The sequence below is a fragment of the Planktothricoides sp. SR001 genome, from assembly GCF_001276715.1.
Taxonomy (GTDB): domain Bacteria; phylum Cyanobacteriota; class Cyanobacteriia; order Cyanobacteriales; family Laspinemataceae; genus Planktothricoides; species Planktothricoides raciborskii.
In genome coordinates this window covers 333-9,215 of the sequence record NZ_LIUQ01000101.1, presented here as the reverse complement: position 1 = coordinate 9,215, position 8,883 = coordinate 333, and the positions used below count along the sequence as shown (strand labels likewise).

The 8,883-nt window shown below is 43.8% G+C and carries 9 protein-coding genes and 1 pseudogene; 3 read left to right on the top strand and 7 right to left on the bottom strand.

The genetic code is table 11. The features are described from left to right. Positions 1 to 254, top strand: a pseudogene (locus AM228_RS34680) (hypothetical protein); the annotation flags it as partial. Here the strand turns inward: AM228_RS34680 and recG are convergent. From recG to AM228_RS33815, 6 genes are all read right to left on the bottom strand, one after another. Beyond that, on the bottom strand, positions 207 to 2,807 hold the full coding sequence (gene recG / locus AM228_RS28040) for an ATP-dependent DNA helicase RecG (RefSeq protein WP_054470269.1): 2,601 nt from the start codon (positions 2,805 to 2,807) through the stop codon (positions 207 to 209). The pseudogene AM228_RS34680 and the gene recG sit on opposite strands and share 48 nt — an antisense overlap. Positions 2,808 to 2,817: 10 nt before the next feature. Then, positions 2,818 to 3,768, bottom strand: a complete 951-nt coding sequence (locus AM228_RS28035; protein ID WP_054470268.1) for a hypothetical protein — start codon at positions 3,766 to 3,768, stop codon at positions 2,818 to 2,820. A gap of 117 nt (positions 3,769 to 3,885) precedes the next feature. Further along, positions 3,886 to 4,548, bottom strand: a complete 663-nt coding sequence (gene tsf, locus AM228_RS28030) for a translation elongation factor Ts (protein WP_054470266.1) — start codon at positions 4,546 to 4,548, stop codon at positions 3,886 to 3,888. 134 nt (positions 4,549 to 4,682) lie between these two features. Then, complete coding sequence (rpsB, locus tag AM228_RS28025) at positions 4,683 to 5,492, bottom strand: 30S ribosomal protein S2 (protein ID WP_054470270.1); 810 nt, start codon at positions 5,490 to 5,492, stop codon at positions 4,683 to 4,685. 187 nt (positions 5,493 to 5,679) lie between these two features. Further along, complete coding sequence (locus AM228_RS28020) at positions 5,680 to 6,627, bottom strand: glycosyltransferase family 2 protein (RefSeq protein WP_054470265.1); 948 nt, start codon at positions 6,625 to 6,627, stop codon at positions 5,680 to 5,682. A 205-nt stretch (positions 6,628 to 6,832) separates the two neighbouring features. Further along, positions 6,833 to 7,111 (bottom strand): hypothetical protein, encoded by a 279-nt coding sequence (locus AM228_RS33815; RefSeq protein ID WP_156332130.1) that lies wholly within the window; start codon positions 7,109 to 7,111, stop codon positions 6,833 to 6,835. Positions 7,112 to 7,122: 11 nt separating this feature from the next. On the opposite strand from AM228_RS33815, the gene AM228_RS28015 reads away from it, so the two are divergent. Then, positions 7,123 to 7,332: a hypothetical protein gene (locus tag AM228_RS28015; protein WP_054470263.1), complete on the top strand. Its 210-nt coding sequence runs from the start codon at positions 7,123 to 7,125 to the stop codon at positions 7,330 to 7,332. Positions 7,333 to 7,479: 147 nt separating this feature from the next. Beyond that, on the top strand, positions 7,480 to 7,674 hold the full coding sequence (locus AM228_RS28010; RefSeq protein WP_054470262.1) for a hypothetical protein: 195 nt from the start codon (positions 7,480 to 7,482) through the stop codon (positions 7,672 to 7,674). Between the two features lie 108 nt (positions 7,675 to 7,782). Here AM228_RS28010 and AM228_RS28005 read toward each other — a convergent pair. Beyond that, a partial coding sequence (locus AM228_RS28005; protein WP_197285443.1) for a HEAT repeat domain-containing protein occupies positions 7,783 to 8,883 on the bottom strand: 1,101 nt, incomplete at its 5' end.

Below are 8,883 nucleotides of genomic sequence, written 5' to 3'. Positions count from 1 at the left end.
TTCACTATTCACTATTCACTACACCCTACACCCTACACCCTAGACCCTACACCCTACACCCTACACCCTACACCCTAGACCCTACACCCTACACCCTACACCCTACACCCTACACCCTACACCCTACACCCTACACCCTACACGACGGCGGCTTCCCCTGCACCCCTGCACCGCCGCACCCCGGTTCCCCGTTCCCTAATCCGAAATCACGTCAAAATTGCCCCACCCATCAGCCGTTGATAGCGCTGATCTAACTCCAGTTTCAACAAAGGCCACCGATTTAAAGTGGGATCTTTTTCGATCACTTTTTCGGCGGCATCCCGCGCCAAAATCAATACATCCTGGTCTTCGGACAAACTCGCCAGGGCAAAGTCCGGTAAACCAGACTGCTTGGTTCCCAAGACTTGACCCGGCCCCCGCAAGCGCATATCCATTTCGGCAATTAAAAATCCATCTTGAGACTGAGCCATCACATTTAATCGCTGTTTGGCATCATCGGTGGCTTTGGGATGAGTCATTAACAAACAATAAGAACGTTCTGCCCCCCGACCAACCCGCCCGCGTAGTTGGTGTAATTGAGATAGGCCAAAGCGTTCGGCATTTTCAATCAGCATCACTGTGGCGTTGGGTACATCCACCCCCACTTCTACCACTGTGGTGGAGACTAAAATTTGGGTTTCTCTTTCCCGAAATTGATTAATCGCTGCTTCTTTTTCGGCGGAAGTCATGCGGCCATGCAATAATCCCACTTGAAATTCTGGATAAATCACGTCCTGGAGTCGCTGATATTCTTCGATCGCCGACTTCAAGTCGATTTTTTCCGATTCTTCAATTAATGGCAACACTACATAAGCTTGTCGCCCTTGGACAATTTCTCGCCGAATCAAGTCATAAGCTTCGTGGCGGTCTTTCCCTGATAGGACTGTGGTTTGAATGGCTTGGCGTCCGGGGGGCAATTCATCAATCTGGCTGACATCTAAATCCCCATGTAAGGTGAGGGCGAGGGTGCGGGGAATGGGGGTGGCAGTCATGGTCAGCACATGGGTGACGCCATCGACTCCTTTTTGCTGTAGTAGCGCCCGCTGTTGGACTCCAAAGCGATGCTGTTCGTCGATCACAATCAGTCCTAAGCGGTGGAAATTTACCGAGTCTTGGATCAGGGCATGGGTTCCCACGATCGCGGGTAATTCGCTGGTTTCCAGTTGGGCATAAATTTGTTTACGTTTGGCGGTTTTGGTAGAACCTGTGAGCAGTTCTACGGGCAAATGCAGTAAATTGAACCATTCAACGATTTTTTTATAATGTTGTTCCGCTAAGACTTCTGTGGGAGCCATGATTGCGGTTTGATAGCCGGATTGAATGGCGGCTAACATAGCTACGACGGCGACCACGGTTTTACCAGAACCGACATCCCCTTGGACTAAGCGGTTCATCGGTTCGGGTTTTGCTAAGTCGCCGAAAATCTCGTTGATGACTCGCTGTTGGGCTTTGGTGAGTTTAAAGGGCAGCAGCCGATAAAATTCGGCAATCAATTCCCCTTTGGGTTCTAAGATGGCGGTGGTGGTGGATTGTTTGGCCGTATGACGCCGGTTGAGTAGTCCCAGTTGTAGATAAAAGAATTCATCAAAGACTAGGCGGCGCCGGGCTTCGGCAAGGATATGGCGATCGGGGGGAAAGTGGATGTTGGCGATCGCTTCTGGTAAATCGATTAACCCGTACTTTTTCCTCAGACCTGCGGGTAAGGGGTCTTGTAAAAGTTCCGCCATTGGCAAAATTTTCAGCGCCGCCCTTCGCACCACATCAGCGGTGACTCCCTCGGTGAGAGCATAAATTGGGAGGACTCGACCAACGGTGCTGGAGTCCAATTCACCACCGATCTGATCGAGGACTTCCAATTGGGGATTATCTAGGGTGGTGCCATATTTACTTTTTTTCACTAATCCCGAAGCTGCTACCATTGCCCCAACTGGATAAAGCCGTTTTTGCTGTTCTTGCCAACCGCGAGAACTCATCCGACCGGCAAAAAAACGACTCAGCTTAATGTCACCTGTATGGTCTTTGAGCACAATGTCCAGGATACTTAATTTTTTGTTGCGAGGACTGGTAAAACAATTACACCGTTTCACAGTGCCGATAATAGTCACGGTTTCACCGGCTTCTAATTCTTTGATCGGTACTTGACGAGCGTAGTCAATATGATCTCTTGGGTAATAAAATAGTAGGTCACGCACGGTGTAAATTCCCAATCTGGCTAGGCGATCGCCGGTTTTTTCTCCCAGCCCTGGCACTGAAATCAATCCTTGATCGAGAGAAATTTGGCCGCTCCTCACAGATTTTTTCCCTGACTGGGTTGATTCCACCCCCTTAGATCCACCATTAGATGCCGGAATTTCTTTATTTTTATATCCCGTTGCTTTGGCGAAGCGATCGGAATTTCTCGATGTCGGATCTGGTAAAGGTGAGTGATTTTCTGCCACCGAATTTCCCTGGGGCGATCGCTTAATTTGATAGGAAGTCTCTGTTTGACAAGTGAGGATCTGCTGCATTTGCAGCAAAAACATTTTAGTCTGGGAAATTAACGTTTTTCGCTGTTCAGAATCTAACTTAGGATAGACAGCAAACTTACTGGCTAAATCTTGCCATTGTTGGCGATCGGTGGCAACTAATGCCCCAGGACTATCTTTTAAACTCAAATGCAAAAACTCACTAAAGCGGTATTGATGACCCATCAAGTCTTGAAAGCCTTTTTCTGCTTCAATCGACAAGGCTTTTTGTAATCTCAACCAATCTGGTAATTCTGTAGTCACGGCTTATCCCCTACTCTTCAAACCAACTCGATCTCCAAGCTGCTTCTGCTTCAGCAATTATGCGTTCTTGTTGTTTCTTTTGATACTCCTTTACAAGACTATTTAACCGATGGGAAAGTTCACGAATTTGATTGCGTTTTGCCATCAACAGAGGTTCGGCAAACTCAATATCAGACAACCGTAAATTAATTTTTAAAATATTAATCACATCCTTATATTTTTTCTCTCGATTGCTGGATTTTTCCCCTTCGGCATCATTGCCAATTTCAATGGTCAAATTGACGATATTGGGCAAATTACCCATCGGTTCAGCATAACCAGAATTTTTCGCCCCCAACTCTAACAACATATCGGGAATATCCGGTAAATTTTTCGGTAAAATTTTATAGGATTGTAAATCCTCATTAGTTTTCCGAGAAACTGTTCTTAAAATTTCTATAATTCCTTGCTCTAATGTTTTATGCCACTGAGAGATCCGCTCTGGATTTGTTAACACTAGACCAGCCCAGGGATTTTCTGTCTCTTCGCTTACTTGATGAAAACTGCTTTCATCTAATAGCGCTGATTCATCATTTTCCTCTAATTCATCTAAATTATTCTCGGAAAAATCATCAGAATCAGCGGCGGCATCGCTTTCTGTTTCATCGGTTTCATTAGATAAATTTTGTTGAACTCTTAAAGTTAAAGTGAGTAAAATCGACAAATCCTGAACCGCGCTGAGAGCATTCTGGCGAATGGCCGATTGTAATTCTTGTTTTTCTTTAAAAGATAAGCTTAAGAAAGCTTCTGGGTATCCTTGCGTACATAGATAATAGCTGGCTAAAATCAGTTGTTTTTTTACGGCATTTCCTAAGAATTTTAAATAATTCAAAAAAGTCTGATGTAATTCATTGGCTAACGCTTTTGAAGATTGCTCGATCGCAGCTAATTGTTTTTCAACTTGTTTCAGGCTACTGGACATATTTTTTGAAAAGTTTAATAACCGAAAAAGTAAAAGGTAAAAGAAACAGAACCTCTGCTTTTCTTTTACCTTTTATCTCTTAAATCATTACCACTAAATCATTACCACAGAAGGCTGTTATTTCTTTCCACCAGTTTGAGCGGCGACTTCCTCAGCAAAGTTTTTCTCTTCTTTCTCAATGCCTTCACCCAAGACAAACCGGACAAACCGACGGACTTGGATATTTTCACCGAGTTGAGCAATGCTTTCTTTAACCAGTTCTTCTACGGTTTTATTTTGATCCCGAATATAGGGCTGATCCATCAAAGAAAGTTCTTTCAGGCGCTTTTCAATGCGACCTTGAACAATTTTTTCTTTAATATTATCGGGTTTGGAACCGAGGTCATCACGACCCATTTCAATCTCTTTTTCTTTCTGGGCGATCGCCTCTGGAATATCAGCAACTTTGATATATTCCACCTGCGGGCAGGCGGCAATTTGCATAGCAATATTGCGTACCAGAGATTGAAACTCTTGCCGACGGGCGACAAAATCAGTTTCGCAGTTAACTTCCACTAAGACACCAATGCGTCCCCCAGTGTGGATATAACTGTCTACAATACCTTCGGCGGCCACGCGCCCTGCTTTTTTGTCTGCGGAAGTGATGCCTTTTTGCCGCAGCCATTCGGTCGCTTTGTTGATATCGCCGTTATTTTCTGTGAGAGCTTTTTTACAGTCCATCATACCTGCGCCGGTTTTTTCGCGCAGTTCTTTGACTGTTTTTGCAGATATTTCCGCCATGTTGCCTGAGTTAGGAATCTATGGGTAATTTGAACAGTAGAATAATATTGAAGACTGGTTGAGGATTTTAGGTGATTAAATCAGTCAATCAATCTTCAATAATCAATCATTGATTAATTCAGAATAATAATGAATTAATTGTCATCTGAATCATCGGATTCATCATAAGATTCATCGTCATCGGATGATTCGTAGTCGTCTTCGTAGTCGTCTTCGTAATCGTCGTCTTCATAATCGTCATAATCCACCCCTTGAGGGGCATCTCCATGACGACCTTCGTAAATAGCATCAGCTAATTTACCAACAATTAATTTAATGGAGCGAATTGCATCATCATTCGCCGGAATATGAATATCTGCTAAGTCTGGGTCGCAGTTGGTATCTAGCAGAGCCACAATGGGAATATCTAATTTTTGGCATTCGAGTACGGCGTTGTACTCCCGACGTTGATCGACGATCACCACGATATCGGGAATTTTCCGCATATTCTTGATGCCGCCCAGATATTTTTGCAGTTTAGCCTTTTCCCGGCGGAGCATAGAAGCTTCTTTTTTGGGACGACGATCTAAAGCCCCGCTGTCGTCCAAGCCTTCTAATTCTTTGAGGCGCTGGGCACGGCGTTTGATGGTTTCCCAGTTGGTGAGCATTCCGCCCAACCAGCGTTGGTTCACATAGTAGGAACCGCAGCGGTTTGCTTCGGCAGCCACAATGCCAGCCGCTTGGCGCTTGGTGCCAACAAATAGAACTTTTTGCCCTTTTTCCGATGCACTCCGCATATACTCATAAGCTTCTTCCATTAACTGGGCGGTTTGCACCAAGTCAATGATATGCACTCCATTGCGATCGGTAAAGATATACGGAGCCATTTTGGGGTTCCAGCGGCGGGTCTGATGCCCAAAGTGAACCCCTGACTCTAGCATTTCCGCTAATGAGACAACTGGCATGATTTTTGATTCTCCTCGTTCGGGTTTATCCTCCATCTGGGCGGATTTTCATCATCCTTATGGGGATGGAAAACACCCGAAACCCCAGATGTGCGATTTTTCACAACTTAACTAGGGTAGCACAAGATGAGCAGAAATCTCTGCTAATTTCTGCTAATTTCCGATTTTTTTTATGCTTAATTGGTAATTAGCAATTATTGGCGGCGGAACATTCGGCATAAGCTTGATATACCGCTTTGACGTTGTACCAATTAAGAAATATGCGGGCAATTTCTAAGGCGAGTTGGGGTTTTCCTTGGTCAATTAACCATTGTAAAAAACCGGATAAGCTGCGTTCGTTGATTGTTCCTCCTAGAGAGAGTGTAGCCCAAATAATTCGGTGTAACCAGGTCATTTGAATCATTAGCCTAACTTCCCAGGTTGGATGTTTTTGGTAAAATAAAACCCCCATTTTTCCCCGTTGAATTTCTCGGTCAATTAATCGGGGAATTTGCTCTAAGGCAAAGGCCGGATGCCAGTGATAGCCGACAGCTTCGGGACATTTGATCAGTTTTAATCCCAGTTTTTTGAGGCGAACTCCTAATTCTAGGTCTTCCCAACCATAGAGGGAAAATGCCGGATCGAATAAACCCGCTTGTTCTAACCATTTTTTCGCGATCGCCACATTGCCGGTAGCAAAATAAGCGGCAGAAAAATCGGTTATTTTATAAGGTTCACTGGTGGGATTTTCAAAGTTACAAGTATTGATGACTGCCCCATAGGTAAATATGCGCGAATGACCGAATTTTTTTTCCGCTTTTTTTAAAGCAGCGGCATGGGCAGAGAGAAAATTTTCGGTGACGACTAAATCACTATCAATAAAAATAATTGTGTCACCAATGGCTGATTGAATGCCTAAGTTTCTGGCGGCGGCAGGGCCAAGATGTGATTGTTCTAAGCACCGCAAATGAGGCAATTGCCCAGAGTGCGATCGCAGCCACTCCAGGGTATTATCGGTAGATCCGTCATCGATGACGATGATTTCATAGTCGGAAATTTGGCTATTTGGGGGAATAGTTTGCTGTTCTAAGGCTTTGAGGCACTTTTGCAGAATTGGCAGACGATTGTAAGTGGGAATAATAATGGAAAAAAACACGGTTTACCCTAGGATCATTTTTAGTTTACTTTATTTGGTTTAATTTAATAGTAACTCAGAAACCGGGTTTAGGCATATGCTATACCCAGAAACCGGGTTTCTTCTTTGCTATCAACAGTTATCTTTGTGATCCACAGGCATAAATAAACCCGGTTTCTCATCCCCACAGTCAACCCCTATTCTCAGAAACCGGGTTTCTTCTTTGCTAAGAACAGTTATCTTTATTATGCACGAAAGAAACCCGGTTTTTTTTCTGGCTTGAGGAGCGATCGCATACCGTGGCCAGAAACCGGGTTTCTTCTTTGCTACCAACAGTTATCTTTATTATCCACCAAAGAAACCCGGTTTCTTTTTTTGCTTGAGGAGCGATCGCATACCGTGGGCAGAAACCGGGTTTCTTGAGTATAATTGATCTAGAGAATCGATCGCTTGCCCTGGTGCGAGTTAAATTTTCGATTACCAACTCACTAACCCATACAATCAATTTCTTTGACTATGCAGCCAATCCATTTTAATCAGGTTTTAGAAATTGCTGAATCTTTATCTGATTCTGAGCAAAATTTTTTAATTGAAATTCTCCAAAAACGATTACAAGAGAAACGGAGAAAACAAATCGCGGCTAACATTGCTGAAGCCCATGTAGAATATAAGATGGGAAAAACGCAAAAAGTTACGGTAGATGAGTTAATGGCGGATTTAGATTAATGATACCGTGCCCAGAAACCGGGTTTCTTCTTTGCTACCAACAGTTATCTTTATTATGCACGAAAGAAACCCGGTTTCTCATCCCCACAGTTAACCCCTATTCTCAGAAACCGGGTTTCTTCTCTGCTATCAACAGTTATCTTTATTATGCACGAAAAAAACCCGGTTTCTTATCCCCACAGTCAACCCGAATTCTCAGAAACCGGGTTTCTTCTTTGCTACCAACAGTTATCTTTATTATCCACCATAGAAACCCGGTTTCTTATCCCCACAGTTAACCCCAATACCCAGAAACCGGGTTTCTTCTTTGCTACCAACAGTTATCTTTATTATCCACCATAGAAACCCGGTTTCTTATCCCCACAGTCAACCGCAATACCCAGAAACCGGGTTTCTTCTTTGCTACCAACAGTTATCTTTATTATGCACCATAGAAACCCGGTTTCTCATTCACATTTCTAAAATCCTCCGTTGTAGCCACGCAACAATATTATGAATTAGTTGCGGGTATTGCGGGGAAAAAGTTTGCAAAGGTGGGTGGGTTTGGTCGGTAATTAGGCAAATTATCCCGTCAAACCGAGTGAGAAGATCCAGAAAAGTTTCGCTAAAACCTTGGGGTATTCCGTTGTTGGGGTCTTGATAGAAAATTAGGACAGGGGGTTGATCATTTTCGTCAATTAAATCAGCCCAATAGTCTTGCAAATCTGCCATATTTCCCGGTTTATCCTCTATTTTCCTGCCACCTTGTTGGGTCATTTGGCGATAAATTGCTTTGGCAGGATTGTCACCGATGAATTTACTGCCGTCGATATAAAAGACTTGTATAGTTTGGTTCAGGTTGGTTTCGGTGAGTTGGGTTTGCAGATTTTTAGGGAGTTGGGCAAGTTCAAGATTTTGCACAAGGGTAGAGGTTTCGTTTAAACCATGCCATGCGTTGTAAAAGTCTGGGTAGGGCAAATCTTGGGCAATTTTCCAGAGCATTTTATAGCAGTTTATCCAGAGAGAAAAGTTATTTTGGTAAGTTTCATCAGTGAGGTAAGGCTGTAAGGCAGTGACTACATATTTTCGGTTTTCATCGGTAGTGATGATTTCCTCTAAACTATCGGCAGCCTGCCAACGGGTAACTTCATTATCAGTGGTTGCGATAACTTTGACCAAACCCGCGATCGCTGTTTCATTGCCTTGTGCGATTTCCCCTAAACTCTTGGCAGCCTGCCTACGGGCATTTTCATTATCAGTAGTTGCGAGAACTTTGAGCAAAGCAGCGATCGCTGTTTCATTGCCTTGTCCAATTTCCCCTAACCGAAAGGCAGCCTGCCTACGGATATATTCAATATCAGTGGTTGCGATAACTTTGACCAAAGCCGCGATCGCCGTTTCATTGCCTGGGTCGATTTTCCCTAAACTATAGGCAGCCCACCAACGGGTATATTCATTTTTAGTGGTTTCGATAACTTTGACCAAAGCCGCGATCGCTGTTTTATTGCCTGGGTCGATTTCCGCTAAACTCTTGGCAGCCTGGCAACGGATATTTTCATTATCAGTGGTTGC